Here is a 25,714-nt window from a genome sequence, read left to right as displayed (position 1 = left end):
AAATGCGAAAGGGGAAAGTGTACGGGCGGCGCGGGAGCCGGGCGTCACGACTCGCGCGGATCGAGCGCGTCGCGCAGGCCGTCGCCGAGCAGGTTGAAGCCGAGCACGGCGACGAAAATCGCGATGCCGGGGAAAATCGACATCCACGGCGCCTGGCTCACGAAGTCCTTCGCGGTGTTCAGCATGGAGCCCCACGACGGCGCGGGCGGCAGCTGGCCGAGGCCGAGAAACGACAGGCTGGCTTCCGCGATGATCGCCATCGCGACGGTGAGGCTCGCCTGCACGATGATCGGCGGCAGCACGTTCGGCAGCACGTAGCGCACGACGATCCGGTAGTGGCCGAGGCCGATCGCGCGCGCGCCCTCGACGTATTCCTCGGCCTTCACGCTGATGGCCTGCGCGCGCGTCAGGCGCACGAAACGCGGCATCGCGGAGATGCCGATCGCGGCCATCGCGTTCGTCAGGCTCGGGCCGAGAAACGCGGCGAGCGCGATCGCGAGGATCAGGAACGGGATCGACAGCAGCGCGTCCGCGAGTCGCGACACGACGCCGTCGACGAGGCCGCCGAAATACCCGGCCGCGAGCCCGAGCGGCACGCCGATCGCGACGGCGATGCCGACCGACACGACGCCCGCGAGCAACGACGCGCGCGCCCCCCACAAAAGCCGCGTGAGCACGTCGCGGCCGAGTTCGTCGGTGCCGAACCAGTGCGCGGCGGACGGCGCCTGGCGCACGGTCATGAAACTCGCCTGCACGGGGTCGTACGGCGACAGCCACGGCGCGAGCAGCGCGGCCGCGATCACGAGCAGCACGATGATCGCGCCGGCCACGGCGGCGCGGTTGCGCAGGAAGCGGGCGAGGCCGCGCCGGCGTCGGCGCGGCGGCGCTTCGCTGTCGGCCGGCGAAGCGGGGCGCGGCGCAAGAGGAGTGGAGGGAGTAGCCATCAACTGCGCCTCAGGCGGGGATTGAGCAGGATGTACAGCACGTCGGCGGCGAGGTTCACGACGATGAACGACAGCGCGGTGACGAGCACGACGCCTTGCACGACGGCGTAGTCGCGGTTGAACACCGCATCGACGACGAGCTTGCCGAAGCCCGGAATCGTGAACACCTGCTCGGTCAGCACCGCGCCGGCGAGCAGTTCGCCGAACAGCAGCGCGAGCACGGTGACGATGGGGATCAGCGCGTTGCGAAACGCGTGCCGCACGATCACCGTGCCGCGCAGCAGGCCTTTCGCGCGCGCGGTGCGGATGTAGTCGGCGCGCAGCACGGACAGCATCGCGCTGCGCGTATGGCGCATCAGTTGCGCGCCGAGCGCCGCGCCGAGCACGAACGCGGGCATCAGCATGGTCTTGATCGACAGCCACAGGTCGTCGGTCGGCGGCACGTAGCCGGACGACGGCAGCAGGTGCCAGCGCACCGACACGATGAAGATCAGCATGATGCCGAGCCAGAAGTTCGGGATCGACATGCCGGACAGCGCGAGCACGTTCGCGCCGTAGTCGAGCGCGCTGCCGCGATGCGCGGCCGACACGATGCCGGCCGGAATGCCGATGCCGAGCGCGAACACCATCGCCATCACCGCGAGTTGCAGCGTGACCGGCAGCTTCTGCGCGATCAGCGTCGTGACCGGCACGTCGGTGCGCAGCGACGCGCCGAGGTCGCCGTGCGCGACGTCGCGCACCCACAGCAGGTATTGCACCGGCACCGGCTCGTCGAGGTGATACTTCGCGCGCAGCGTCGCGATCACCTGCGCGTCCTGCTCCTCGCCGGCCATCGCGAGCACCGGGTCGCCGGGCAGCAGCTTCTGCAGCCCGAAGATCAGCATCGACACGAGGATCAGCGTCGGCACGGCCACCAGCAGACGGTTCGCGAACACGCGCAGCATGGCGTCAGCCCTTCACGCTGACGCCGCGCAGCCGGATCAGCCCGTCCGGATACGGCGTGAAGCCCTGCACTTTCTTCGACAGCGCGAACGGCCACGGCTGCGCGTACAGGTAGACGATCGGGTCGTCGTCCGCGAGCACCTTCGCGGCGGCGTCGTACAACGGCTTGCGCGTGGCGACGTCGGGCTTCACGCGCGCGTCGTTCAGCAGCCGGTCCACGTCCGCGTTGCAGTAGTGGCCGTAGTTCAGGTTGCCCGCGCAGGTGTTGAACTGGTGCAGGTTGCCGTCCGGATCGACGCGGCCCGACCAGCCGAGGAACATCGCCTCGAAGTCGCCGTTGTGCGCGGCGTTCAGCGCCGCTGCGTAATCGGTCGGGCGCAGCTTCAGGTTGATGCCAGCTTCCGACAGCATCGCTTGGAGCATCTGCGCGATCTGGCTCGCGACGGTGTTGTTGCCGAACGTGAACTCGACGTCCAGATGCTCGTGGCCGGCGGCCTTCAGCAGCGCCTTCGCCTTCGCGACGTCGCGATGCGTGAACGGCAGCGCGGCGTCGTAATACGGGCTCGACTTCGGCAGCGCCTGGTTGGCCGGCACGAAGATGCCCGCGCCGATCACCTGGTTGATCGCGTCGCGGTCGATCGCGAGTTCGAACGCCTGGCGCACGCGCTTGTCCTTCAGCGGAGTGTTGCCGCGCGGGCCGTTGCCGACGTTGAACGTCACGTTGTAGAAACCGAGGCCGCTCAGCGACACGAAGGTCAGGTTCGCGTCCTGGCGGACCGCGTTCACGTCGGACGGCGCGAGCCGCTCCAGCATGTCGAGCGAGCCGGCGCGCAGGTTCGCGAGCCGCACGGTGCTGTCCGGGATCGGCTGGAAGATCACGCGCTGCACCGGGTAATGCGCGGCGTCCCAGTAGCCGTCGAATTTCTCCAGCACGATGCGGTCGTTCTGCACGCGCTGCACGAATTTGTACGGACCGGAGCAGACCGGATGCGTCGCGACGCCGGCCGCGTCGGCCAGCGTGTTCGGCGCGAGCATCATCCCGGCGCGGTCGGACAGCGTCGCGAGCAGCGCGGCGTCCGGCGCCTTCAGCGCGATCGCGACGGTGTACGGATCGACGACGTCCACGTGATCGACCGACGCGAGTTCGCTCTTGCGGTTGCTGGTCGGCAGCGTGCGGTAGCGGTCGAGGTTCGCTTTCACGGCCGCCGCGTTGAACGGCTCGCCGTCCTGGAACTTCACGCCCTGGCGCAGCTTGAACGTCAGCGTCTTGCCGTCCGCGCTGGTGGTCCACGAGGTCGCGAGCATCGGCACGAACTTCAGGTCCGGGCCGATGTCGACGAGCGCGTTGCACAGCGACGCGAACACGATCCGGTCGACGACCTGCGCGCTGCGCGCCGGGTCGAGCGAGCCGACGTCCTCCTGCAGGCCGATGCGCAGCGTCTGCGCGGGCGCCTGCGCGAACGCGGGGGTCGTGGCGGCGGCGCCGATCGTGACGGCGGCGGCGATCATCAGGGTTCGCATGCGGGGTTTCCTTCGTGGGCGGATTCGGGAGGCGGGGTATCGGGTCATCGTGCGGGGCCGGCCTGCCGCTCGCGATACAGCGCGAGCCGTTCGGCGAGCTTCGCACCGGGGCTTGCGGCCAGCGGCGCGCCGCTGCCGGCGTGCTGGATCTCGCGCCAGAAGTGGCACGCGACCTGGCGGCCTGCGGGCAGCGTCTCGGTCGGCGGGCGCGCTTCGCGGCACAGCGGCTTCGCGTGCGGGCAGCGTGGATGGAAGCGGCAGCCGGGCGGCGGCGCGGTCGGGCTCGGCAGGTCGCCGGTCAGCGTCGCGCGTTCGCGGCGCGCATCGGGCCGGCTCGCGGGCACCGCGCGCAGCAGCGCCTGGGTGTACGGATGCAGCGGCGTGTCGAACAGGTCGTCCACGCGCGCGTGCTCGACGATCTCGCCGAGATACATCACGACGACGCGGTCGCTCATATGGCGGATCACCGCGAGGTCGTGCGAGATCATCACGAGCGTGAGGCCCAGTTGCGCCTTCAACTGTTCGAGCAGATTGATGACCTGCGCCTGCACCGACACGTCGAGCGCGGACACCGGCTCGTCGCCGACGATCAGCGTCGGCTCGCCGGCGAGCGCGCGCGCGATGCCGATACGCTGCCGCTGGCCGCCGGAGAACTCGTGCGGATAACGGTCCGCATACGCGGGTTGCAGGCCGACCGTGCGCAGCAGCTGCGCGACGCGCTCGCGTTTCTCCGCGCCGCGCGCGAGGCCGTGCAGCGCGATCGGCTCGCCGACGATCTGCTCGACGGTCATGCCGGGATTCAGCGACGCGAACGGGTCCTGGAAGATGATCTGCATGTCGCGCCGCAGCCGGCGCAGCGGTTCGCCGGACAGGTGCGTGATGTCCTTGCCGCGAAACAGCACGCGGCCGTCGGTCGGCTCGATCAGGCGCAGCAGCAGGCGGCCGAGCGTGGACTTGCCGCAGCCGGACTCGCCGACGATCGCGAAGGTCTCGCGCTGGCGGACCGCGAACGACACGTCGTTGACCGCGTGGACGAGCGGCGTGCGCGCGAACAGATGGCGCTCGCCGCCGAAGCGTTTCGTCAGCGCGCGCGCTTCGACGACGACCGGCGCGGCCGCTGGAGTCGGCGCGGTCTCGGCGGACGACGCGGGCAGGGCAAGCGGCTGGTTCATGCGGCCGCCTGTTGCGCGGCGTCGCGCGCATGGAGTTCGACCGGCGCGTACCAGCACGCGACGCGATGCGTATCCGTTGCGTCGCCGACCGGCCGCTGCGGCGGCGCTTCGTCGACGCAGCGGGGCGCGGCGAACGGGCAGCGCGGCGCGAAGCGGCAGCCGCGCGGCATCCGCTCCGGCGACGGCACCGCGCCCGCGATCGTCGCGAGCGCGCCTTCGCGTTTGCCGGTCGACGGAATCGCGCCCATCAGCCCGATCGTGTACGGATGCTGCGGATCGTCGAACAGCTCGCGCGCGGTGCCGTATTCGACGATGCGGCCCGCGTACATCACCGCGACGTGGTCCGCGACTTCCGCGACGACGCCGAGGTCGTGCGTAATCAACACCATCGCGGTGCCGGTCTCCGCCTGGAGGTTGCGGATCAGCGCGAGCACCTGCGCCTGGATCGTCACGTCGAGCGCGGTCGTCGGCTCGTCCGCGATCAGCAGGCGCGGGCGGTTCGCGAGCGCCATCGCGATCATCACGCGCTGGCGCATGCCGCCGGACAGTTCGTGCGGATACATGTCGAGCCGCGCCTCGGGAGCGGGAATCCGCACGCGCTTCATCATGTCGAGCGCCTCGGCGCGCGCGGCGGCGCGCGTCACGTCGCGATGGCGGCGGATCGTTTCCGCGATCTGCTCGCCGACCGTGTACGCCGGGTTCAGCGACGTCATCGGCTCCTGGAAGATCATCGACAGCCGGTTGCCGCGCAGGTCCGCGAGTTCGCGTTCGGTCAGCCTGAACAGGTCGCGTTCGTCGAAACGCGCGACGCCGGACACGCGGATCGCGGGCGGGCTCGGCAGCAGCCCCATCAGCGACAGCGACGTGACGCTCTTGCCGCAGCCGGACTCGCCGACGATGCACAGCGTCTCGCCTTCGTGAACCGCGAACGACACGTCGTCCACGAGGTTCGGCAGGTCGGCCGCGCGCGAGAACTTCAGCGAGAACCGTTCGACGGTCAGCACGGGGCGGCGCGTGGCGGGGCTCATGCGGGGGAACTCCACTTCGAAATCGTCATCCGGGCGGGGCCTGGTCGGCTTCGGGAACCCGATTATCGAATGCGTGGAAGGCCAGGAAATATTAATATTTCTTTTCCATATACAAGTTTTTCTTGAGTGAAAAATGACGATCCCGACGTTGCGGATGCTGAAGACGTTTCAGGCGGTCGCGCGGACCGGCTCGTTCGCGTCCGCCGCGGAAAAGGTCGCGCTGACCCAGGCGGCGGTGAGCCTCCAGATGCGCGGTCTCGAACAGGCGCTCGGCCGCCAGTTGTTCGACCGCCGCGCGCGCCAGGTCGCGCTGACGCGCGCGGGCCGCGACATCCAGCCGAAGGTCGAGCAGATTCTCGAACTGCTGGCCGAACTCGGCGTCGCGCCGGCCGACTCGATGGTCGGGCCGGTGACGATCGGCGCGGTGGTGTCGGTGATCGGCGCGCTGTCGCTGGTGGTCGCCCGGCTGAAGGCCGCGCATCCGCAGCTCGACGTGCGGCTCGTGTCGGCGCGTTCGGACGAACTCGCCGGGATGGTGGACGCGGGGGAGGTGGATATCGCGGCGGTCGTCGCGCGGCCTGGCGCGACGCTGCCGGACACGCTGCGCTGGACCACGCTGTACACGGAGCCGCTGATGCTGGTGACGAGCCGCGAGATCATGGACACCGACCCGCAGCGCATCCTCGGCAACCACGGTTTCCTGCGCTTCGACCGGCGCGTGCCGACCGGCCGCGTGGTCGAGCAGGCGCTCGACCACGCAGGCCTCGACGTGAACGAATATCTGGAGTTGAACTCGATCGAGACGATCGTCGCGCTGGTGCGCGAGAACGTCGGCGTGACGGTGCTGCCGGTGCTGCACGGCGGCAACTGGCGCAACGATCCGGCGCTGCGCGTGCTGCCGATCGCGAACCCGCCGATGCTGCGCACGGTCGGGATGATCCAGCGCACCACCTACGACCGGCCCGGCATCACGCAGGCGATCATCGACACGCTGCACGGTGCATGACGCCGATGGGCATCGGCCGCCAGGTCCGCGATGAAACCCGCAGCAGGGCGGCCGATGCGCTGGACGTCAGTCCTTGTCGACCGATGCGCGATAGATCTCGTCGACCGCTTCCGCGAGCGCCGCGTCGAATTCGTCGTCGCTCATCGACTTCTTCAGGTCGTTGATCAGCGCGCGCGAGAAGCTCGCGATCATCCCGTGGTTGAGCTTCAGCCGCTCGCATGCGTCGCTGCGCGTATAGCCGCCGGACAGCGCGACCACGCGCAGCACGCGCGGATGCTCGATCAACGGCTGGTAGAAGTCCACGACGTCCGGGATCGTCAGCTTGACCATCACCTGGCGCGACTCGGGCAGCGCGTCGAGCCCCTTCAGCAGTTCCGAACGCAGCGTCGCTTCGGCGCCGGCCTTGTCCGGCGTGTCGATCGACACTTCCGGTTCGAGGATCGGCATCAGCCCGTGTCCGTCGATCTGCTGCGCGTATTCGAACTGCTGGCGCACGACGGCCGCGATGCCGTCCGATGCGTTGTGGCCGATCACCGAGCGCATCTTCGTGCCGAACACGCCGAGCTTCGCCGCGCGGTCGAGCAGCGGATCGAGGCCGGGGATCGGCTTCATCAGCCGCACGCCGTTCGCTTCCGGCTCCAGCCCCTTGTCCACTTTCAGGAACGGCACGACGCCGCGCGCTTCCCACAGGAACGACGGCACCGGCTTGCCCTGCGCGCTGCCGTCCATGGTCGCCTCGAAGAGAATCGCGCCGATGATCCGTTCGCCGGTGAACGCGGGCGCGCTGATGATCCGCACGCGCATCTCGTGCATCAGCCTGAACATTTCGGCGTCGCCGCTATATGCGCTGTCGGCAATGCCGTATTGCCTGAGCGCGCCCGGCGTCGAGCCGCCGCTCTGGTCCAGCGCCGCGATGAATCCCGGCTTTTCGCGAATCTGCGCAAGCATTCCGTCTTGGTTCACGACCGTTGCCCTCCTTCAAAAGAACCGACATCGCACCAGAACACCACTCGTCGAAACTTTTTGCATCCGGTTCAGCGTAGCCGCGTTGCGCGGCATCGCGATGACGACGCGCGTTGCATCGCGCTGCTTCGTGTCGCGGCCGGCCTGTGCGGTATGGACGGGGTATGCGGCACGGCCGCGACCGCTGGCATAGAATGGACCGCCGCGGAGGTGCAGACTGCATCCACCGCATCCGCCGATCTGCGCGCATCGCAAGTTCGATGCCGCACCGCCTACGGAGCCGCTCATGAGCGCCGCATCAGCAGCAGAGGTTACCATTCCACGCGAAATCTGGCTGATCCGGCACGGCGAAACCGAATGGAGCCGTTCGGGACAGCACACCGGCCGCACCGACGTTCCGTTGACGGAGCGCGGCCGCGCCCAGGCGCGCGCGCTCGCGCCGGTGCTTGCCGCGCAGCATTTCGACGCGGTGCTGTCCAGCCCGCTGACGCGCGCGCTCGACACGTGCCGCCTCGCGGGTCTCGGCGACGCGGCCGAACCCGAGCCGGCGCTGCTCGAATGGGACTACGGGCAATACGAAGGACTGACGACGCCGCAGATCCGCGCGCAGCAGCCGGGCTGGACGGTGTGGAGCGCGCCGGTTCCGCAAGGCGAGAGTCTCGAACAGGTGCAGGCGCGCGCGCAGTCGCTGGTCGGCCGCCTGCTCGCGATGCCGGGGCGCGTCGCGTTGTTCTCGCACGCGCATTTCCTGCGCGCGCTCGCCGGCTGCTGGATCGGCGACGCGGCCGCGCTCGGCGCGCACTTCTATCTGGATACCGCGTCGATCAGCATCCTCGGCTTCGACCGCGAGCATCGCGCGATCCGGCAATGGAACCGCGTGCCGGAGTCGTGTCAGCAGGTTTAGCGTTCAGAGGCGCGCGCGATCGGCCAGGCCAGCAGGGCCACGGGCTCGAACCGCGCATGCCATGCCTACGCGCCCGCCCCGGGCGCGGCCCGCTTCGCGAACAGACACAGCATCTCGTACATCAACGTAGCGGCGACGAGCGCGGTATTGCCGGTCTGATCGTAAGGCGGCGACACCTCCACCACGTCGCCGCCGATCCAGTTCAGCCCGTCTAGCCCGCGCAGCAGCGCGAGCGTTTCGCGCGTCAACAGCCCGCCGATCTCCGGCGTGCCGGTGCCGGGCGTAAAGACCGGATCGAGTCCGTCCACGTCGAGCGACAGATACACCGGACCGTCGCCGACCACGCGCCGCGCTTCCGCCGCGATCGCGGCCGGCCCGAGCGCGTCGAACTCCTCGATGAACACGACGCGCATCCCGTGATCGAGCGAATAACGCCAGCCTTCGTCCGAATTCTGCGCGCCGCGTATGCCGATCTGGATCGTGCGCGTCGGGTCGAGCAGGCCCGCCTCGACCGCGCGGCGGAACGGCGCGCCGTGCGTGAATTTCGAGCCCTTGAACGCATCCCACGTGTCGGTGTGCGCGTCGATGTGGACGAGCGCGATCGGCTTCTGCGGCGCGATCGCCTGGAAGATCGGATAGGTTACCGAATGATCGCCGCCCGCCGCGAGCACGATCTTGCCTGCGCGATAGAGCGGCTCGAAGAAGCGGCGGATGTCGTCGTGCGCGCGTTCGAGGTGGTACAGGTCGTCGAACGGCACGTCGCCGACGTCCGCGACCCGGCACGCCTCGAACGGATTGAAGCGCGTCACGTGATGGATCGCGCGCATCATCGTCGACATGTTGCGGATCTCGCGCGGGCCGAAGCGCGCGCCGGGCCGCGCGGTCACGCCGCCGTCGAACGGCACGCCGGCAAGCGCGATGTCGAACGCGGCCGGGTCGGTCGCATACGGCACGCGCATGAAGGTCGGGATGCCGCTGAAGCGCGGCAACTGCATCTGGCTGACGTCGGTTCCGGTCATGGCGGTCAAGGTAGGGCCTCGCGCGAAATCGCTAGAAAGTGGGCGGCGTGTTGATCCACAGCACGCGCGTCGTGCATTCGCCCGGGTTGCGGTAGCTGTGCGGCTCGGTGCTCGGGAAGTAGAACGAGTCGCCGGCCTGCAACCGGTAGCACTGGTCGCCGAGCGTCAGTTCGAGTTCGCCTTCGAGCACGTAGCCGAGTTCCTCGCCGATGTGGCTGATCTGCTCGTCGCTGCGCGCGAGCGGTTCGAGCACGTGGATGTCGCCTTGCAGAAGCTGGCCGGGACCGGGGACGATCAGCCGTTCAAGCATGATCGCCGGGGCCGGCCGGCCGCCTTTCGCCGCGCGCGCCTGCACGGCCGGAAAACGCACCGACGGCCGCTCGCTCGCGCGCTGCACCGGCGTGACGTCCGCGCCGGGGCCGGACACGAGTGTCGCGATGTTGGTGTCGAGCGCGAGCGCGATCCGGTGCAGCGTCGCGAGCGACGGCGTCGCGTGGCCGCCTTCGACCTTCGACAGCAGGCTCTCCGAGCAGCCCGCCTGTTCGGCGAGCGCCTTCAGCGTCAGTTGCTGCACCATCCGCGCGTGCCGCAGCCGCGAGCCGAGCGCGTCCGCGTCGAGCGGCGGCGCGGACGCGGCGATGGACGACGCAGCGGACGGCCTGCCGGGCTTGCGCGAAGGGGACGGGGAGCGGGCCGGGCCGGCCGCGGCGGCGCGGGTTGCGCCGCCCGACGACAAAGGTTTTCTGGAAGCCACCGTGCGGGTTCTTTGGTCTAGGAGTGGGAGGAGACGGCCGGGTCGAGCACCGTAAACTCGACGTCGAGCGGATTCAGTGCGTTGATCGGAATGATATCTTGCGGGCACGCCGACATCACGACCACGCAGTCGATCGCCGCCTTGATGTCCACATAGTCGCCGGCCTTCGACACCGGCGGCAGCCACTCGACCGAGTAGTCGGGCTTCACCGGAATGTTCATCCACAGGTTGAACGGCTGCGGCACTTCGCGCGTGCGCAGGCCGATCGCCTTCAGCGCGAGGCGCAGGTTGTCCGCGCAGTTGTCGTGGTAGCCCTCGACGCCGAGGTTGCGATAGCGGTACAGGTCGCACGCGGCCATCAGCGTGTCGTGCACGCCCGGCGACGTGTCCGCGACCAGTTCCGCGATCGGCCGGCGGTGGTTCGTGACGAGCGGATCGCCCGGCTGCGGGATGATCCGGTCGATATACGCGCGCGTGTGTTCGAACGACAGGAACTCGTTCAGATGCTCCGCGTTGAAGATCCACGTGTCGCAGACCTGGGTGCCGTGCGGATTCGCGATGCGAATGGTCTGGCCGGCCTTCACGCGGACCGCGCGGCCGTGCCGGGCCGGCACCGTGTAGGTCTTGCCCAGCACGGGCGTGCCGTCGGCCGAGATCGGCTCGCGCAGGGTGGCGTTCAGGCCGGTTTCGAGGCCGTTGTCGTCGGCGGCGGCCGGGGCGGCGATTGCGTTCATCGTGACTCCTTGTTCAGTCGTTGCAGAGTTGAGTGACGCAATGGGCGAGCGCGCGCGCGCCCATTGCAAGGTGATGCGGGCCGGTGAATTCGGCCGGGTTGTGGCTGATGCCGTCGCGGCTCGGCACGAACAGCATCGCGGTCGGGCAATGGCGCGCGACGTACATCGCGTCGTGAAACGCGCCGGACGTGAGCCGCAGCGCGCGCGCATCGAGCGCCGCGCACGCGGCGTCGAGCGTCGCGAGCACGGTGGCGTCGAAACGCACCGGCGCGTGCGAAAACAGCGGTTCGACGCGCGCGCGGCGGCGCAACGCGCAGTCCGCGATCTGGCGATCGAACGCGTCGAGCACCGCCGCGTCCGGGTGGCGGAAATCGACGCTGAACGTGACCGCCGACGGAATCGTGTTGATCGCGTTCGGCGATACGCTCCAGCGGCCGAAGGTGATGCGCGTGTCGTCGCCGCCGAGCGCATGCGCGAGCGCGTCGATCTCCGCGCGCAGCGCGATGGCGAGCGTCATCGCATCGCGGCGCACGTTCATCGGCGTCGTGCCGGCATGGGCGGCGACGCCGTCGCAATGGAGCGCGTACCAGCGCACGCCCTGGATGCCGGTCACGACGCCGAGCGGCACGTCCGCGTTTTCGAGCAGCGGGCCTTGCTCGATGTGCAGTTCGACGAACGCATGGGCGGGCGTTGCCGCGTGATCGCGCAGCGGCAGATCGGGGAACGCGCGGCGCTGCGCGTCGAGCGCTTCGCGCAGCGTGACGCCCGCTGCATCCGTCGCGTCGAGATAAGCCGCGAGCCGCGACGGCTCGACGAACGCGCTCGATCCCATCGCGCCCGGCGTGAAGCGGGTGCCTTCCTCGTTGGTCCAGACCACGACTTCGAGCGGACGGCGCGTGCGGATGCCGGCGTCGGCGAGCGCCGCGAGACATTCGATGCCCGCGAGCACGCCGTAACAGCCGTCGAGTTTGCCGCCGGTCGGCTGCGTGTCGATGTGGCTGCCGGTCATCACCGGCGCGAGGTTCTCTGTGCCGGCGCGGTGGAAAAACAGATTCGCGCACGCGTCGGTGCTGACCGTGCAGCCGAGCGCGCGGGCGCGGTCGATCAGATGGCGGCGCGCGTCGAGATCGACGGCGGACAGCGCGGGCCGGTCCACGCCGCCGTCGCCGCGCGCGCCGAACGACGCGAGCGTGTCGACCGACGCGAGCAGGCGGTCGGCATCGACGTGTTCGCTCGCGCGCCATGCGTCGCTGGGGGAAAGTCGAAGGCCGTTCATCGCGCGGCTCCGAGCGGGTCCGAAGCGGCGGCGGCCGAAGCAGCGGGGCTCGCCGTAGCGAACGTCAGGCTGCGGTCGAACCACGGCTTCAGAAACTGTTGCAGGCGCGGCGTGCGCGTGTTGCCGAACAGTTGCGCGGGCGGTCCGGCCTCGACGATCTGGCCGGCTTCCATGAACACCACCTTGTCCGAAATCTTCGCGGCGAAGCTCATCTCGTGCGTGACCATCACCATCGTCATGCCGTCCTGCGCGAGCGAGCGGATCACGGTCAGCACTTCCTCGACCAGCTCCGGGTCGAGCGCGGAGGTCGGTTCGTCGAGCAGCATCACTTCCGGCTCGATCGCGAGCGCGCGCGCAATGCCGACGCGCTGCTGCTGGCCGCCGCTCAACCGGCCCGGATAGACGTCCGCCTTGTGTTCGAGACCGACGCGAGCGAGCGCCGCATGCGCTTTCCTGCGGGCATCCGCGCGCGCGATCTTCTTCGCGAGCACGAGCGGCGCGGCGACGTTGTCGAGCACCGTCATGTGCGGCCACAGGTTGAACTGCTGGAACACCATCGCGACCGGCCGGCGCACTTCCGCGATGCTCGCGTCGCTGTCGCGATCGCGCGGCGTGCGGCCCGCGGACCGGTAGCCGAGCAGTTGCCCCTTGATCCACACTTCGCCTTCGTCGTAGGCCTCAAGGAAGTTCATGCAGCGCAGCGCGGTGGTCTTGCCGGAGCCGGACGGGCCGATCAGCGTGACGATCTCGCCGCGCATCACGTCGAGGTCGATGCCCTTCAGCACGCGGGTCGTGCCGTACGACTTGCCGACGGCGCGCAACTGGAGAATCGGGAGAGTGCTCATGAGGTCTTTCGCAGGAACGGGATCATCGCCGTCACGCGCTGCGCGAGCAGCGACACGGCCTGGGTCAGCAGCCAGTAGCTCGCGATCAGCAGCGCGTACGGGCCGATGTACGTGTACGTGGACGCGACGATGTCGCTCGCGGTCATCGTCAGTTCGGGGACCGTGATGATCGACGCGACCGCGCTTTCCTTGATCGTGAGGATCGTCTGGTTGGCGAGCAGCGGCACCGCGAACGCGACGGCCTGCGGCAGTTCGATCGCGCGGAACGCGGCCCAGCGGCCGATGCCGAACGCGTCGGCCGCTTCGAGCTGGCCGCGCGGCACGCTCGCCCACGCGGCGCGGAAAATCTCCGCGAAATACGCGCTCGAATAGATCGCGAGCGACACGACCGTCGCTTCGACGGCGGTCATCGTCACGCCGAGCGCGGGCAGCCCGAAGTACACGATCACGAGTTGCGACAGATACGGCATGCCGCGGATCAGCCACACGAACGCCGCATACGGCACCGCGAACGCGCGGGCGAAGCGCAGCCGCAGCGCGTTCAGCGCGAAGCCGCCGAGCATGCCGAGCAACGCGGCGAGCACGCTCACTTCGAGCGTGACGACGAGCGCGGCCGCGAAGCGGGGGACGAGGGCGAGCAGGGTGTCCATCGGGGGCGCTCCGTCGTCAGGCGCGCCGCGCGGCGCGGCGCGCGTAGCAGTGGCCGGCGACCGACAGCAGCGTCGTGATCGCCAGATAAAAGAGGGCCGCGAGCGAGTACACCTCCAGCGGCCGGTAGCTCGACGACGACAGTTGCTGGCCGACGCGCATCAGGTCCGTCACCGAGATCACCGACACGACCGCCGACGCCTTCACGATGTCGATCATCTCGGACACGAGCGCCGGCAGCGTCGCGCGCACCACCTGCGGCACCTCGACGTGCCACAACACCTGCTGGCGCGTCAGGTTGAACGTCTGTGCGGCCTCGATCTGGCCGCGCGGAATCGCGCGGAAACCGGCCGCGAGGATCTGCGACTGGTACGCGGCCGTGTTCAGCGACAGCCCGACCGCCGCCGCGACGACGCCGGGCAGGTCGATGCCGAGCGCGGACGGCACGTAATAGAACACCAGCAGTTGCGCGAGCACCGGCGTGCCGCGAAACACGCTGACGTACACGCGCGCCGCGCCGGCGAGCCCGCGGCTCTTGCCGACCGACATCGTGTACACGAAGATCCCCGCGAAAAAGCCGCAGCAGACAGCGAGCGCGGACAGCCACAGCGTCGTCAGCGCGCCTTGCAGCAGTTGCGGCGCGTAGCCGGCGCAGCGCGCGAGCAGGTCGGGAGCGTTCATGTCGTCGGGCCGTGGGGTGACGGTTGTCTGATCAGATCGACGGAGCCGGCAGCTCGGTCGGCACGTCCATCGTCGAGCCGAACCACTTCTGCTGCAGCTTCTTCATCGTGCCGTCCTGGTTCGCGCGCGCGATGCCGTCGCTGAACAGCTTCAGCAGGCTCGCGCTGTCCGCGTCCTTGCGCACGACCCACGCGAAATAGCTCTTCGGGCCGATCGTCTGCGGCAGCACCGCGAACACGCCGGGGCGCGACTTCATCAGCGGCCCGAGGTTCGCGAGCGACTGCGCGACCGCGTCGAGGCGGCCGACCGCGAGGTCCGCATACGCTTCGTCGAACGCGACGTACTGCTTGATCTGCTTGAGGCCGGGGCCGCCCGCGTCCTTCAGCTTCTTGTCGAGCGCGATCAGCGCCTGCAATTGCGCCGAGCCGGTCTGCGAGCCGACGATCTTGCCGTTCAGGTCGTCCGGCGACTTGATCGACGTTTCGTTGCTCCGCAGCAGCACGCCGGTCGTCGCGTCCGCGACCGGCAGCGTGAACGCGAAGTGGCTCGCGCGGTCCTTGTTCACGGTCACGGCGGTCACGACGATGTCGAAGCGTTTCGCGTCGAGGCCGGGCAGCAGGCCCTGGAACGGCAGGTCGAGCTGCTTCACCTTCACGTCGGGCAGCGACTTCAGCACGTAGGCCATCAGGTCGGCGTCGTATCCGACGATCTTGCCGTTGTCCACGTATTCGAACGGCGCGTAACGCGCCTCGGTGGCGATCGTGATTTCCTTGTTCGCGTTGATGCGTCCGAGCAGATCGCTGCCTTGCGACCAGCCGGGCGCGGACGCGACGAGCGCGAGCGCGCCGGCCAGTGACAGGACCAGATTGCGGAGAGGCTTGTGCATGATGCTCCCTTGTAGCGTGAGGCCGTGATTGAAAGGTACTGGAGTTTTATTCAAGTAACTTGAATGAGGTTCACTAAGCATGAGGCGTGCCAGCGGCGCACGGCCGGTTTTGCGTGGCTTTGCGTTGCGGGAATGCACCGTCGGCGTGAGCGCGGACGTGCGCTGCACCGATCGCGATGCGCGCTGCACCTTCGCGGTGAGGCTGGCAGGACTGACGACGCGGAAGCGGTTCGCCGTCGAACCGGCGTTGGCGGGTGGGCTGGTGGGTGCGGCTTCAGCCCGCCGCGCAACGATGCCGCGCTTGATACATGTCAACCGTGCAATGACGGCCGGCGGGATGATGGGAGAACCTGTCGGGCTTTCGCCGCGCGTCCGGACGACGCGCGCCCCGGCGGACCACGCGTGCCGCGAATGCGGCGGCGATCAACGGGAGGAAGGGAAAATGATCCGCTCGCCTTACAGGATCGGGGCCGCGACGATCGCGGTGTTCATCACGCTCGGCGGATTGATGGCATCGGTGCACGGGCTGCTGTACGACAGCCATCCGTCGTTTCGTTATGGCGTCGCCGCGCTGATCGTCGGCATCGCCGGACTCGTGATGATGCTGAATCCGTCGCACGACGATCACGGGACGCCGTGACGGCGGGTTTCGAAATCGCTCGCGCGGCGAGCGGCGAGGTTCGGGCCGCGGCCGCGCTGCTGGAATCGATGACGCCCGATCGTTTCATCGAGGCCGCACGTTCGCCGTCCGGCTCGCTGCGTTCACACGGCGCGGCTGCGCGCCGTCACTCCTGCTCCGTGCGCGCCGCCGCCTGCGCGGACGCTTCGTCATCGGCCGACCATCCGCCGCCCAGCGCCAGATAAAGCCGCACGGTCGCGAGCGCGTCGTCGGTCTGCGTCTGCACCAGTTCGTCCTCGCGCTGCAACGCGTCGATGCGGGCGTCGAGCACGTCCTGGAGCGTGCGCTGGCCCGCTTCGTACAGCCGCTTCGCCCGCTGTGCGTTGTCGCGCGCGACGTCGAGCGTCGCGGTCATTCGCTCGGCTCGACGGTCGAGTCCGTGCCGGATGCCGTACGCGCTGTCCACTTCTTCGAGCGTTTGCAGCAGCGTCTTGTCGTGCTGCGCGAGCGCGCGTTGCAGCCGCGCGTCGTTCGCGTCGATATTCGAACGCAGGCGTCCCGCGTTGAAGATCGGCAGATCCGCGCCGATGCCGATCAATCCGCCGGTGCCGCTCAACGCCGGCAGCCCTTCGAGCCGCACGCGCCCGTCGAGTCCGGCGAACGTCAGGTAGAAGCGCGGCAGCAGCTCCGCCTTCGCGCTGCCGAGCCGCGCGGCCTGCGCGCGGACGAGCGTGGCGGCCGCGCGCACGTCCGGCCGGCGCTCCAGCACCGTGGACGGCAACTCGCCCGCCGGCGCGGGCGGCACGTAGAACGGGCCGGGCTGGGCCAGCGGCGCGGCCTGCTGCGCGGGGCGGCCGGTCAGCACCGCGAGCCGCCGCACGCGCGCGTCGATCTGGCTCGACAGCGCGGGGCGCAGCGCTTCGCGCGCGGCGATCTGCTCGCGCACCCGCATCACGTCGTAGCGCGTCGCGTCGCCCGCGCGGAACCGCGCGTCCGCGTAGCGTTCCAGTTCGTGCAGCGTCGTCAGGCTGCGCTCGACGAGGTCGAGCCGGCGTTGCAGCCCGCGCGCTTCCGCATAGTTCTGCGCGACGTCGCCGACGATCGCGAGCCGCGTGCCGCGCAACGACTCCTGCGCGGCGTCCGCGAGCAGCCCGGCGGCTTCGGCGTCGCTTGCGCGGCGGCCGAACAGGTCGACTTCCCACGCGGCGGTGACGCCGCCCGCATACGAGGTCAGGTCGGGCGCGTCGTCCGGCGCAGGGCTGCGCAGGTCGCCGAATCCGTAAGCGCCGCCCGCCCGCGCGGACAGCGTCGGATAACGAAGCGATTCCGCCATCGCGGCGATCGCCCGCGCCTCGCGCACGCGCGCGGTCGCGATCCGCAGGTCGGTGTTCGCGGCGAGCGCATCGTCGATGTATTGCGTGAGCACCGGGTCCTGCCATTGCCGCCACCAGTGCGCGAGATCGGTTGGCGCGCCGTTGCCGGGCGGCGCCTGCTGGAACCCGGCGGGAATCTCGCGCTGCGGCGGCAGGTCGACCTTCACGACCGACGAGCACGCCGACAGCAGCACGGCGGCGAGCGAAACCGTCACGGTCGCGCGCCGGATCGTCGAGCCGTGGCGCGCGCGATGCGACGCGGTTTCGTGGCGGTCTTTCGGTGCGGGAAAAAGCGGAGTCATCGACGGGTCACCCTTGGCGGGCCAGCATGGAGCGAAAGCGCGTCAGCGCGAGCGCGAGAAAAAGCGCGCCGGCCGCCGCGATGCCCGCCAGCTGCGGCCACACGACGTCCACGCCGGCGGCGCGGAACAGCACGGCCTGGGTCAGCGTGACGAACTGCGTGGTCGGCAGCAACTGCACGAGCGGCTGCATCGCGGCGGGCATGCTCTGCACCGGCGTCGCCGCGCCGGACAGCAGGTACGCGACCGCATAGGTCGGCACCGCGAGCAGCCCGAACTGCGGCATCGACGGCGCGAGCGTCGCGAGCAGCATCCCGAGCGCGGTCACCGAGAACAGATACAGCGCGGTGCTGAACGCGAACAGCGCGAGCGAGCCTTCGAGCGGCACCCGCAGCCAGCCTTCGACGACCGCGCCGAGCGACAGCAGCGACACCACGAAGATCACCGCGCCGTTGGCGGCGATCTTTGCGGCCGCGATCTCGCTCGCGCGCACCGGCATCACCAGCAGATGCTCGATCGTGCCGTGCTCGCGCTCGCGGATCACCGCCGCGCCGACGAGGATGATCGACAGCACGGTGATGTTCATCACGATCTGCATCGTCGACGTGAACCAGAACGACTCGGTGTTCGGATTGAACAGCACGCGCACGACCGGCTCCGCCGGCAGTTGCGCGGCGGCGGCTTCGCGCGCGTGCAGGAACGCGAGCGTTTCGTTCATGAAGATCTGTTGCAGATACGCGCTGCCGAGGCCGGCCTGGGTCATCGCGGTCGCATCCACCAGCACCTGCACGGCGGGCGCGCGTCCGGCCAGCACGTCCGCCTCGAAGCGCGGCGGAATCTCGATCGCGAAGATGTAGCGGCCGCGGTCCAGTTCGCGATCGACGTCGCGGCGGTCCACGTCGACGGGCGGCTTGAAGTAGGGCGGCAGGATCGCCGCGCGCAATTGCCGCGACAGGTCCGAGCGGTCGCCGTCCACGAACGCGACCGACGCGTTCGACACCTCCGCCTTGATCCATTTCGCGACCGAATAGATCGCGAACGTGAACGCGAACGCGATCAGCACCATCAGCGTGGCGTCGCGCGCGAGACTCGCGATCTCCTTGCGGGCGAGGCGCGCGACGTTCTTCAGCCATTGCGTCATCGGCTACGCCTCCTGTTTCGGCAACAGGCAGCACGCGCCCGCCAGATACACGAGCGCGAAGCCGGCCAGCGCCGCGTACATCGCGCCGAAGCTCGCCGCGCCGAGCCCCTTCGTGAAGCTGCCGAGGCTCACCAGCTGGAACCACGACGACGGAAAACCGAGGCCGACCCAGTAGCTGCTGCCGGTCAGCGTCGACACCGGATACAGCAGCCCGGAAAAGTTCACCGACGGGATCAGGCACAGGATCGCGGTGCCGAAGATCGCGGCCACCTGCGAGCGCACGAACGTCGAGATCAGCAGGCCGAGCCCGGTCGCCGCGAACACGAACAGCAGCGCGCCGATCGACAGCGCGGCGAACGAGCCCTTCAGCGGCACGCCGAGCACCGTGATCGCGAGCGCGACCAACAGCAGGTAACTGACCATCGCGAGCACGACGTACGGCAACTGCTTGCCGATCAGGTATTCGCCGACCCGCGCCGGCGACGCATACAGGTTCGTGATCGAGCCCATCTCCTTCTCGCGCACGACGCCGAGCGCGGTCAGCATCGTCGGGATCAGGATCAGCGCGAGCATGATCGTGCCGGGCGTGATCGCGTAGATGCTGCGGAACTGCTCGTTGTACACGAAGCGCGTCTCGATCGACATCGGCAGCGCGGCCGGCGCGACGCCGTCGGCGCGCATCTGCTTCTGCGCGTAGTCGAGCAGCACCGCGTTCACGTAGGTGCTGATCGTCGCGCCGGGAAACGGGCTGGAGCCGTCGATGTAGAACGACAGTTCGGGCCGGCGGCCGGCCAGCAGGTCGCGGCCGAAGTCCGGCGGAATCTCGACGACCAGTTGCACCTGCGATGCCTGCAGACGATGGCGCGCGTCGTTGTCGCCGAGCGCGTCGCGGGTCGGCACGAAGTAGCGCGAGCCGGCGAACTGCTCGATCACGTCGCGGCTCGCGAGCGTGCGGTCGCGGTCGAGCGCCGCGAAGCGCACGTTCTCGACGTCGAACGACACGCTCAACGACGCGGCGAACAGCAGCACCACCGGGCCGAGCAGCGCGAACGCGAGCCGCAGCCGGTCGCGCGCCAGTTCGACCGACTCGCGCAGCGCGAACGCCCAGATGCGCGACAGCGCGCCGGTGGATGCGGCTCCGGGCGTCGTCGTTGCGGCCGGCGGCGGCTCGGACCCGGGCGGCGCGTTGGCTGGAGCGTTGGTTTCCAGCACCGCTTCGAGACACGCGACGAACGCGTCTTCGAGCGTATCCGCGTGCTGCTGCGCGCGCAGTTCGTCGGGGCTGCCGACCGCGAGCACGCGCCCGCGATGCATGAACGAGATCCGGTCGCAGCGCGCGGCCTCGTTCATGAAGTGCGTCGAGATGAAGATCGTCACGCGCCCGTCGCGCGACAGATGAATCAGGTGACGCCAGAACATGTCGCGCGCGCCGGGATCGACGCCCGACGTCGGCTCGTCGAGGATCAGCACCTCGGGGCCGTGCAGGCACGCGGCGGCGAGCTGCAGCCGCTGCCGGATGCCGAGCGACAGCGACGCGGGCTGCTCGTGCGCATACGGCTCCAGTTCGAAGCCGGTCAGCGACCGCTCGACCGCGGCGTGCGCGGCTTCGCCCTCCAGCCGGAACAGCCGCGCGTGCAGGTCGAGGTTCTGCCGCACGGTCAGTTCCTCGTACAGCGAGAACGACTGCGACATGTAGCCGACCTTCATCCGCGTGTTCATGTCGGCTGCGTCGACGGGCTTGCCGAGCAGTGTCGCGGCGCCGCTCGTCGCGTCGAGCAGGCCGGTCAGCATCTTCATCGTCGTCGTCTTGCCGCAGCCGTTCGAGCCGAGGAAGCCGAAGATCTCGCCGCGCCCGATCCGGAAACTCACGTGATCGACCGCGACGAAGTCGCCGAAGCGGCGCGTCAGCCCTTCGGCCTCGATCGCGGCGGGGCCGTCGTCGCGCGTATACGGCGGAATCACGAGCGGCTCGGTCGAGCCGCGCCGCGCGGGCGGCAGCAGCGACACGTACGCCTGTTCGAGATCGTGCGTGCCGGCGCGCGCGAGCACGGCCGCCGTGCGGTCGTTCACGAGCACGCGGCCGCCGTCCATCGCGACCAGATGCTCGAAACGCTGCGCCTCGTCCATGTACGCGGTCGCGACGATCACGGTCATGCCGGCGCGCTCCGCGCGCAGCGCGTCGACGAGCGTCCAGAACTGGCGGCGCGACAGCGGATCGACGCCGGTGGTCGGCTCGTCGAGGATCAGCAGGTCCGGGTCGCGCACCAGCGCGCAGCACAGCCCGAGCTTCTGCTTCATCCCGCCGGACAGCTTGCCGGCCGGGCGGTCCGGAAACGGCGCGAGGCCGGTCGCGTCGAGCAGGCGGCGGATGCGCATCGCGCGCGCGTTCGCGTCGAAACCGAACAGGCGGCCGAAAAAATCGACGTTTTCGTAGACCGACAGCGTCGGATACAGGTTGCGGCCGAGCCCCTGCGGCATGAACGCGATGCGCGGCAGCCTTGCTTCGCGTTCGGCGCGCACGCGCAGGTTCGCGCCAAGCACCGACAACTCGCCGTGCTGGATGCGCTTCACGCCGGCCAGCAGGCCGAGCAGCGTCGATTTGCCGACGCCGTCCGGGCCGATCAGCCCGATCGTCGTGCGGGACGGCAGCGTCAGCGACACGGCGTCGAGCGCGAGGATCGAACCGTAGCGATGCGTCACGTCCGTGACGCGGATCGCGTCGTCGTCCGTCATCGCGCGTCTCCGCGCAGCGCGAGTTCGGGCGGCCACGGCCGCGACGAGTCGAGCCGGACGTAACCTTCGCCGGTCATGCCCGCCTTGAGCCGCGGCGCGAGACGGCGCGCAGCGTCGGGCGGCAGTTGCAGCTTGATCCGGTACATCAGCTTCGCACGCTCGTTGCCGGTCTCGACGTATTTCGGCGTGAACTGCGCGTCGCTCGACACGTAGCCGATGCGCGCGTCGATCGGCTCGTCCGGGAACGCGTCGAGCACGATGCGCGCGTCCGCGTCGATCGCCAGCTTGCCGGCCTGCGGGCCGGGCAGGAACAGCGTGAAGTAGATGTCCTCGGGATTGAGCATCGTCGCGACGCGCCCGCCCGCCGGCAGCACCGCGCCGGTTTCGATCACGCGGTATTCGACGCGGCCGGCTATCGGCGCGCGGATCGTCATTTCCGCGAGCACCGCGTCGATCCGCGCGACCTCGGCGTCGGCCTGCGCGACCGCCGCGCGCGCTTCGTCGAGCGCGGCGCGCGCGGCGTTCTGCGTCGCCAGCGCGCCGTCGAGCGCGAAGCGATAACGCTGAAGCTCGACCGCCGACACCTGGCCGTCGGCGAACAGCTTCGACGATTCGGTCCAGTCGAGCCGCGCGCGTTTTTCGCGTGCGCCGCTCGCGTCGATGTCGGCCTGCGCGCGGGTCGCGGCATCGGCGGCGCGCGTCCGGGCCGCCTGCGCGGAGCTGCGTTGCGCCTGAAGCTCGGCGTCGTCCTCGCGCGCGATGACCGCATCGGCCGTCAGCAGGTCGCCTTCGCGAACCGGCAGGTCGATCACCCGTCCCGCGTATTTGACGGCGACGTCCACGCGCGCCATTTCGAGCCGCCCGTTCGCGTGCGCGAGGTCGTCGCGCGGCGCGCGGCTACGGCTGATTTCCCAGCCGATGCCGATGGCGATCAAGGCAACGGCCACGATCGCGGCGATCGTCCAAACGTGCTTTTTCTTCATGGTTTTCTTCATTGCTGACCCGTCGGGCGCATCTCGCGCGAACCTTCGTTCACTGCTTCGCTTCGGCATGCGGATGCGGGGTTGCGCGTGGTCGTCTGTCGTGGCGTCCGGACGTTTTTTCGCGACGCCGTCGCTTCATTGCGAGACTTGGGCGCCCGGGAATCATAAGACGCCGACCGGACGAAATTGGCAGGCAGGCCGGATATGCCGCGCGGCCCGACCGCGCGCGAGAGGCGGGCATGGGCGGGGCAGGTGCGCCAACGCGCGACGGTCTGGATTAATCAAGGGAATATGAATTGATTTGTTATTCGACTATCGGCAAGACGAGTCGGCGTTTTTTCCCGATTTTTTCCCGATTAAAAGGGATTAACGGAACAAGCCCGCACGTCGATTCGACTCGCCGGTCCGGTTCGTCCGCATGCGGCGGCGTTTCTAATGCGACATCAACACCGGCACGGTCATCAGGTCGAACATCGTCTGCGTCGCGCCGCCCAGCACCATTTCCTGCCAGCGCGTGTGGCCGTACGCGCCGGTCACGATCAGGTCGTAGCCGCCGCGCGTCGCATACGAGAGCAGCGCGTCGCCGGCTGTCTCGTCCAGGTTCCGGCCGAACTCCACCAGGTCGAGGTTCGTCACGCGATGCCGCGCGAGCGCGGCGGCGACGTCGTCGCACGACATCGCCGCATGCGGCGCCTCCACCGCGCCGGACACGCCCGCGATCGTCACCCGCGCGGCGCGCGCGAGCAGCGGCATCGCGTCGTGCAGCGCGCGCGCCGATTCGCGGCTGCCGTTCCAGCCGATCAGCACGCGCTCGCCGACCGTCGCGAACTCGCCCTCGTTCGGCACGACGAGCACCGGCGTGCCGGCCGACATCACGACCGTCTCCGGAAAACGCTCGGCGACATACGCCTCCGGATCGCCGGGATCGCTCTGGCCGACGATCACGAGGTCCGCCGCGCGCGCGTGCTGCACGACATGCTCGACCGGATCGTCCGACGCGTCGCGCCAGTTGCCCGGCACCTGGCTCTGCGCGAGTTCGGCGCGGAACAGCCGCTCGATCGCGTCGCGGTGTTCATCGTGCAGCTGGCGGTGCTGCTCGAAATAGTCGGCGGTGCCGGCCATCACGTAGAAGCCGCGCGGGTCGGGCGAGAACGTCGCGAACAGGCCGTCGAGATGCGAGCCGAACGTGCGCGCGAGCCGCAGCGCGATCGACAGGCGAACGCGCGAGCGCGCGCTCGCATCGAGGTGGACCAGCAGGGTCTTGTAGCTCATCGCGAAGTCTCCATTGGTCGGTGATGCCGCGGGTGCATCCGCACCGCGGCCAGGCGTCGGGGTGCTTCGAGTCTAGAAATGACGTCGGCCGCACGCTTGATGCAAATCAACAGAGCGGCGGTGGCGGCGCGCCGGCAACGTTCTCGCGCACCAGCCCGTCGCGGCGCGCAGGCGAGCGTCGTGCCGGCGATCGTCAACGATCACGGACGACGACGGTCGGCCGCGCGGCACAGCGAGTCCGCGATGCGAGCCGTTTGAGTCAGGTCAATCGGGCACGACAAGACGCTTTCTACATTGAACGCGGTGGCCGTCCGGCGAACGGATCGTCGGGCGGCGCTGATCGTTCCGTCCGCGCGCGGCGCGGACGCTTCTTCCAGGAGGAATCGCAATGAGCAATCTGACGCGGTATGACCCGTTCTCGATCGACCCGGTATCGGATCTTTTCAACGGGCTGTTTCGGCCGCTGCGCGGCGGTCCAGGCGGCGCGGGCGGCGACGAGAATCCGCTCGCGTCGATCCGGATCGACGTGACCGAGAACGACGGCGCGTACACGGTGAAGGCCGAACTGCCGGGCGTCGCGAAGGAAAACATCGACGTGCAGATCGACGGCAATGTCGTGTCGATCCGCGCGAAGGTCGAGCGCAACGAGGAGAAGAAGGAGGGCGAGCGGGTGCTGCGCCGCGAACGCTACAGCGGCGCGTTCAGCCGCGTGTTCTCGCTGGCGACGGACGTCGATCAGGCGGCCGCCACCGCGCAGTACAACGACGGCGTGCTGTCGCTGACGCTGCCGAAAAAAGCGCCGGCCGAGCAGAAGCGGCTGACGATCGGTTAACGCCAGCCGAGGCGTGTCGCGGCGCGCAGGGCCGCTCGCCGCGACACGGCCGGCCACGGCGCACACGGCGCAGCGCAACAGCCTGCGCCGTTTTTTTGGGCAAGCGCGATGCATCGTGGAACCGATGCGGCCGACCGAGGCACGACGGCCGGCGATCGAAACACGCTTGATCGACATCAAGCCCGGAGCAAGGTCGTGAGCGATGCTGACGGAACGGATCGGCGTGTCCGCCACGCGCGGCGCGCCGCGATTTCTCCGCAGGTCCACCGGAGCCGCCAGATGAATCCCGAGGCCATGACTGTTTCTCGCACGCATCGCACGCCGCCGTATCCGCGCGTGTTCGCGGTGATCGACGACGTGACCGGACTCGCGCCGCTGGTCGAATGCGCGGCGGGCTGGGCGGGCATCGCGGCCGATGGGGGCAACGCGGCGCGCGTGCGCGTCGCCGCGCTGGCCGGCCGGCCGATGCCGTCGGACGCGACCCCGCACCGGCCGCGGGACGGCCTGTGCGGCACCGCATTGCTGATCGCCGCGTTGGAGACCGCGCGCGACGCGCTCGAAGCGCGCGGCCTCGACGTGGACATGGAACTGCTCGGCGCGGAACCCGACGGCGCGCCGCAGACCGTCGCGCTGGCCCACGCCGCGCGCCGCTGGAATACGCGGTTGCTGATCGGCGGCCCGGACGGCGCCGCGCCGCTCGCGGACGCGGCCGGCTGCCCGGTGCTCGTGCTGCCGCGCGCGCCGGTCGGCGGCGCGAGCCGCACGCCGCCGCAGCGCGTGTTCGTCGCGAGCGACGGCAGCGACGCGTCGGCCGATGCGGTCCGCGAAGTCGCGCGGATCGTCGCGCCGGGGACCGCGGTGCGGGTCGGCTACGTCGCGTGCGAGCCGCAGGCGGGCGCGCATCCGGCGGATTACGACGCGGTCGTGCTGCCGGCCGAACATACCGGCGACGACGTCGCGCACGCCATCGTGCAGGCCGCGCTGCAATGGCGCGCGGATCTGCTGGTGGTCGGCACGCACGGCGGCCATCCGGGCGCGCGCTGGCGGTTCGCGAGCGTCGCCGCGCAGATCGCGCGGCGCAGTCCGCTGCCGCTGCTGATCGTGCCGCGCGCCACGCCCGCAGCGTCCCGCCGTTGATC

At 69.6% G+C, this 25,714-nt stretch carries 24 protein-coding genes; 5 read left to right on the top strand and 19 right to left on the bottom strand.

The genetic code is table 11. From position 1 onward, the window contains the following. Positions 1-44 precede the first annotated feature (44 nt). From BLV92_RS26785 to BLV92_RS26765, 5 genes are read right to left on the bottom strand one after another with little or no spacing between them, the layout of a single operon-like run. Complete coding sequence (locus BLV92_RS26785) at positions 45-944, bottom strand: ABC transporter permease (protein ID WP_090551040.1); 900 nt, start codon at positions 942-944, stop codon at positions 45-47. Beyond that, a complete protein-coding gene (locus BLV92_RS26780) occupies positions 944-1,888 on the bottom strand; it encodes an ABC transporter permease (protein WP_090551037.1) in 945 nt (314 codons plus the stop codon). The genes BLV92_RS26785 and BLV92_RS26780 overlap by 1 nt, the downstream gene beginning before the upstream one ends. Before the next feature lie 4 nt (positions 1,889-1,892). Continuing rightward, entirely contained in the window at positions 1,893-3,407 is a 1,515-nt protein-coding gene (locus BLV92_RS26775; protein WP_090551035.1) for an ABC transporter substrate-binding protein, read from the bottom strand. A 44-nt stretch (positions 3,408-3,451) separates the two neighbouring features. Next, positions 3,452-4,579, bottom strand: coding sequence for an ABC transporter ATP-binding protein (locus BLV92_RS26770; protein WP_090551032.1), 1,128 nt, complete (start codon positions 4,577-4,579; stop codon positions 3,452-3,454). Beyond that, positions 4,576-5,607 carry an ABC transporter ATP-binding protein gene (locus tag BLV92_RS26765; protein ID WP_090551030.1) on the bottom strand — a complete coding sequence of 344 codons (1,032 nt, stop codon included), beginning with the start codon at positions 5,605-5,607 and terminating at the stop codon, positions 4,576-4,578. Before BLV92_RS26765 ends, BLV92_RS26770 begins: the two co-directional genes overlap by 4 nt. A gap of 139 nt (positions 5,608-5,746) precedes the next feature. Between BLV92_RS26765 and BLV92_RS26760 the strand changes: the two genes are divergently transcribed. Next, complete coding sequence (locus BLV92_RS26760) at positions 5,747-6,613, top strand: LysR family transcriptional regulator (RefSeq protein WP_090551497.1); 867 nt, start codon at positions 5,747-5,749, stop codon at positions 6,611-6,613. A 66-nt stretch (positions 6,614-6,679) separates the two neighbouring features. Here BLV92_RS26760 and BLV92_RS26755 read toward each other — a convergent pair whose 3' ends face one another. Next, positions 6,680-7,561 (bottom strand): fructose bisphosphate aldolase, encoded by an 882-nt coding sequence (locus tag BLV92_RS26755; RefSeq protein WP_373681843.1) that lies wholly within the window; start codon positions 7,559-7,561, stop codon positions 6,680-6,682. 301 nt (positions 7,562-7,862) lie between these two features. On the opposite strand from BLV92_RS26755, the gene BLV92_RS26750 reads away from it, so the two are divergent. Beyond that, positions 7,863-8,480, top strand: a complete 618-nt coding sequence (locus BLV92_RS26750) for a histidine phosphatase family protein (protein WP_090551024.1) — start codon at positions 7,863-7,865, stop codon at positions 8,478-8,480. A 65-nt stretch (positions 8,481-8,545) separates the two neighbouring features. Here the strand turns inward: BLV92_RS26750 and speB are convergent, their stop codons facing one another. The 8 genes from speB to BLV92_RS26710 form a co-directional block, all read right to left on the bottom strand. Continuing rightward, positions 8,546-9,499 (bottom strand): agmatinase, encoded by a 954-nt coding sequence (gene speB, locus BLV92_RS26745; RefSeq protein ID WP_090551022.1) that lies wholly within the window; start codon positions 9,497-9,499, stop codon positions 8,546-8,548. 31 nt (positions 9,500-9,530) lie between these two features. Continuing rightward, the gene (locus BLV92_RS26740) at positions 9,531-10,139 is read right to left on the bottom strand and encodes a cupin domain-containing protein (protein ID WP_373681844.1); all 609 of its coding nucleotides are present in this window, start codon (positions 10,137-10,139) and stop codon (positions 9,531-9,533) included. Between the two features lie 131 nt (positions 10,140-10,270). Then, a complete protein-coding gene (locus tag BLV92_RS26735; protein ID WP_090551018.1) occupies positions 10,271-10,987 on the bottom strand; it encodes a DUF1989 domain-containing protein in 717 nt (238 codons plus the stop codon). 13 nt (positions 10,988-11,000) lie between these two features. Continuing rightward, positions 11,001-12,263, bottom strand: a complete 1,263-nt coding sequence (locus BLV92_RS26730; protein ID WP_090551016.1) for a M20 family metallo-hydrolase — start codon at positions 12,261-12,263, stop codon at positions 11,001-11,003. Then, positions 12,260-13,108: an amino acid ABC transporter ATP-binding protein gene (locus BLV92_RS26725; RefSeq protein WP_090551014.1), complete on the bottom strand. Its 849-nt coding sequence runs from the start codon at positions 13,106-13,108 to the stop codon at positions 12,260-12,262. Before BLV92_RS26725 ends, BLV92_RS26730 begins: the two co-directional genes overlap by 4 nt. Beyond that, complete coding sequence (locus tag BLV92_RS26720) at positions 13,105-13,758, bottom strand: amino acid ABC transporter permease (RefSeq protein WP_090551012.1); 654 nt, start codon at positions 13,756-13,758, stop codon at positions 13,105-13,107. The genes BLV92_RS26725 and BLV92_RS26720 overlap by 4 nt, the downstream gene beginning before the upstream one ends. A 16-nt stretch (positions 13,759-13,774) precedes the next feature. Next, a complete protein-coding gene (locus BLV92_RS26715) occupies positions 13,775-14,437 on the bottom strand; it encodes an amino acid ABC transporter permease (RefSeq protein ID WP_090551010.1) in 663 nt (220 codons plus the stop codon). Between the two features lie 31 nt (positions 14,438-14,468). Further along, positions 14,469-15,323 carry a transporter substrate-binding domain-containing protein gene (locus BLV92_RS26710; protein WP_090551008.1) on the bottom strand — a complete coding sequence of 285 codons (855 nt, stop codon included), beginning with the start codon at positions 15,321-15,323 and terminating at the stop codon, positions 14,469-14,471. A 442-nt stretch (positions 15,324-15,765) separates the two neighbouring features. Here BLV92_RS26710 and BLV92_RS26705 point away from each other — a divergent pair, with 442 nt between their 5' ends. Continuing rightward, positions 15,766-15,963: a DUF2964 family protein gene (locus BLV92_RS26705; protein WP_090551495.1), complete on the top strand. Its 198-nt coding sequence runs from the start codon at positions 15,766-15,768 to the stop codon at positions 15,961-15,963. A gap of 145 nt (positions 15,964-16,108) precedes the next feature. Here BLV92_RS26705 and BLV92_RS26700 read toward each other — a convergent pair whose 3' ends face one another. From BLV92_RS26700 to BLV92_RS26680, 5 genes are all read right to left on the bottom strand, one after another. Beyond that, entirely contained in the window at positions 16,109-17,617 is a 1,509-nt protein-coding gene (locus BLV92_RS26700; RefSeq protein ID WP_090551006.1) for an efflux transporter outer membrane subunit, read from the bottom strand. Positions 17,618-17,624: 7 nt separating this feature from the next. Further along, positions 17,625-18,755 (bottom strand): ABC transporter permease, encoded by a 1,131-nt coding sequence (locus BLV92_RS26695; RefSeq protein ID WP_090551003.1) that lies wholly within the window; start codon positions 18,753-18,755, stop codon positions 17,625-17,627. Between the two features lie 3 nt (positions 18,756-18,758). Next, positions 18,759-21,488 (bottom strand): ribosome-associated ATPase/putative transporter RbbA, encoded by a 2,730-nt coding sequence (rbbA, locus tag BLV92_RS26690; RefSeq protein WP_090551001.1) that lies wholly within the window; start codon positions 21,486-21,488, stop codon positions 18,759-18,761. Further along, positions 21,485-22,471, bottom strand: coding sequence for an HlyD family secretion protein (locus BLV92_RS26685; RefSeq protein WP_090551494.1), 987 nt, complete (start codon positions 22,469-22,471; stop codon positions 21,485-21,487). Before BLV92_RS26685 ends, rbbA begins: the two co-directional genes overlap by 4 nt. 432 nt (positions 22,472-22,903) lie before the next feature. After that, the gene (locus BLV92_RS26680; RefSeq protein ID WP_090550999.1) at positions 22,904-23,743 is read right to left on the bottom strand and encodes a universal stress protein; all 840 of its coding nucleotides are present in this window, start codon (positions 23,741-23,743) and stop codon (positions 22,904-22,906) included. A gap of 388 nt (positions 23,744-24,131) precedes the next feature. Between BLV92_RS26680 and BLV92_RS26675 the strand changes: the two genes are divergently transcribed. Both BLV92_RS26675 and BLV92_RS32760 read left to right on the top strand, forming a co-directional pair. Then, complete coding sequence (locus BLV92_RS26675) at positions 24,132-24,575, top strand: Hsp20/alpha crystallin family protein (RefSeq protein ID WP_090550996.1); 444 nt, start codon at positions 24,132-24,134, stop codon at positions 24,573-24,575. A 294-nt stretch (positions 24,576-24,869) separates the two neighbouring features. Continuing rightward, positions 24,870-25,712 carry a universal stress protein gene (locus tag BLV92_RS32760; protein WP_244283924.1) on the top strand — a complete coding sequence of 281 codons (843 nt, stop codon included), beginning with the start codon at positions 24,870-24,872 and terminating at the stop codon, positions 25,710-25,712. Positions 25,713-25,714: the final 2 nt, after the last annotated feature.

Origin of the sequence: Paraburkholderia caballeronis (assembly GCF_900104845.1) — a bacterium.
Classification (GTDB): Bacteria; Pseudomonadota; Gammaproteobacteria; order Burkholderiales; family Burkholderiaceae; genus Paraburkholderia; species Paraburkholderia caballeronis.
The sequence above is the reverse complement of the archived record's forward strand: the minus strand, read 5'-3'. Positions and strand labels throughout refer to the sequence as shown.

Bases quoted from the DNA above. Each gene is read 5' to 3' on its own strand.
- BLV92_RS26785 (WP_090551040.1), bottom strand. From the start codon at position 944: ATGGCTACTCCCTCCACTCCTCTTGCGCCGCGCCCCGCTTCGCCGGCC.
- BLV92_RS26780 (WP_090551037.1), bottom strand. From the start codon at position 1,888: ATGCTGCGCGTGTTCGCGAACCGTCTGCTGGTGGCCGTGCCGACGCTG.
- BLV92_RS26775 (WP_090551035.1), bottom strand. From the start codon at position 3,407: ATGCGAACCCTGATGATCGCCGCCGCCGTCACGATCGGCGCCGCCGCC.
- BLV92_RS26770 (WP_090551032.1), bottom strand. From the start codon at position 4,579: ATGAACCAGCCGCTTGCCCTGCCCGCGTCGTCCGCCGAGACCGCGCCG.
- BLV92_RS26765 (WP_090551030.1), bottom strand. From the start codon at position 5,607: ATGAGCCCCGCCACGCGCCGCCCCGTGCTGACCGTCGAACGGTTCTCG.
- BLV92_RS26755 (WP_373681843.1), bottom strand. From the start codon at position 7,561: ATGCTTGCGCAGATTCGCGAAAAGCCGGGATTCATCGCGGCGCTGGAC.
- BLV92_RS26750 (WP_090551024.1), top strand. From the start codon at position 7,863: ATGAGCGCCGCATCAGCAGCAGAGGTTACCATTCCACGCGAAATCTGG.
- speB (WP_090551022.1), bottom strand. From the start codon at position 9,499: ATGACCGGAACCGACGTCAGCCAGATGCAGTTGCCGCGCTTCAGCGGC.
- BLV92_RS26735 (WP_090551018.1), bottom strand. From the start codon at position 10,987: ATGAACGCAATCGCCGCCCCGGCCGCCGCCGACGACAACGGCCTCGAA.
- BLV92_RS26730 (WP_090551016.1), bottom strand. From the start codon at position 12,263: ATGAACGGCCTTCGACTTTCCCCCAGCGACGCATGGCGCGCGAGCGAA.
- BLV92_RS26725 (WP_090551014.1), bottom strand. From the start codon at position 13,108: ATGAGCACTCTCCCGATTCTCCAGTTGCGCGCCGTCGGCAAGTCGTAC.
- BLV92_RS26720 (WP_090551012.1), bottom strand. From the start codon at position 13,758: ATGGACACCCTGCTCGCCCTCGTCCCCCGCTTCGCGGCCGCGCTCGTC.
- BLV92_RS26715 (WP_090551010.1), bottom strand. From the start codon at position 14,437: ATGAACGCTCCCGACCTGCTCGCGCGCTGCGCCGGCTACGCGCCGCAA.
- BLV92_RS26710 (WP_090551008.1), bottom strand. From the start codon at position 15,323: ATGCACAAGCCTCTCCGCAATCTGGTCCTGTCACTGGCCGGCGCGCTC.
- BLV92_RS26705 (WP_090551495.1), top strand. From the start codon at position 15,766: ATGATCCGCTCGCCTTACAGGATCGGGGCCGCGACGATCGCGGTGTTC.
- BLV92_RS26700 (WP_090551006.1), bottom strand. From the start codon at position 17,617: ATGACTCCGCTTTTTCCCGCACCGAAAGACCGCCACGAAACCGCGTCG.
- BLV92_RS26695 (WP_090551003.1), bottom strand. From the start codon at position 18,755: ATGACGCAATGGCTGAAGAACGTCGCGCGCCTCGCCCGCAAGGAGATC.
- rbbA (WP_090551001.1), bottom strand. From the start codon at position 21,488: ATGACGGACGACGACGCGATCCGCGTCACGGACGTGACGCATCGCTAC.
- BLV92_RS26685 (WP_090551494.1), bottom strand. From the start codon at position 22,471: ATGAAGAAAAAGCACGTTTGGACGATCGCCGCGATCGTGGCCGTTGCC.
- BLV92_RS26680 (WP_090550999.1), bottom strand. From the start codon at position 23,743: ATGAGCTACAAGACCCTGCTGGTCCACCTCGATGCGAGCGCGCGCTCG.
- BLV92_RS26675 (WP_090550996.1), top strand. From the start codon at position 24,132: ATGAGCAATCTGACGCGGTATGACCCGTTCTCGATCGACCCGGTATCG.
- BLV92_RS32760 (WP_244283924.1), top strand. From the start codon at position 24,870: ATGACTGTTTCTCGCACGCATCGCACGCCGCCGTATCCGCGCGTGTTC.